At 47.0% G+C, this 506-nt stretch carries 1 pseudogene; it reads left to right on the top strand.

Features of this window, described 5'->3' with window-relative positions:
* Window positions 1-506 (top strand): annotated as a pseudogene (locus NRB16_RS29395) (hypothetical protein); the annotation flags it as partial.

Consider the following 506-nt stretch of genomic DNA (forward strand, 5'->3'; position numbering starts at 1 on the left):
ACTTACAGCGGCATGGGCTGCGGGTATAGGCGCTTTGCTGTTTGTGGGCGGGGTAATGCTGGATGTTTGGGGTGATGATATTGCGGAGTATCTTGGTGATAAATTTGACTCCTTGCAAAGAGAGTTTTCAGAGCTTTCCAGCTATTTTTCATCACTGAATGATTTCTCCAGTTTGTCTGTTGGAAAACTTATTAGTAGCCTGTCCGAAAAGTTTTCCTTGGCTGTACTGACTGCTTCGCCGTTAATTTTGGATCTGGATGGTGATGGGGTTGAAACTCTAGGAGTAGAACAGGGTGTGCATTTTGATCATGATGGGAATGGTTTTGCAGAGTTAACCGGCTGGGTAGGCAAGGATGATGGTCTACTGGTTTTGGATCGAAATGGTGATGGTGTTATAGACCGTGGTGCAGAATTATTTGGTAATTATACAGCAGGATCGGGGGTGGTGTCGCCTAAGGGTTTCTATGCCGCTCCTTTGTTGGAGGAGAACCAGGGTGGGGTGGGGC

The organism is Pseudomonas sp. LJDD11 (genome assembly GCF_024584215.1).
In the GTDB taxonomy this organism is placed as follows: domain Bacteria; phylum Pseudomonadota; class Gammaproteobacteria; order Pseudomonadales; family Pseudomonadaceae; genus Aquipseudomonas.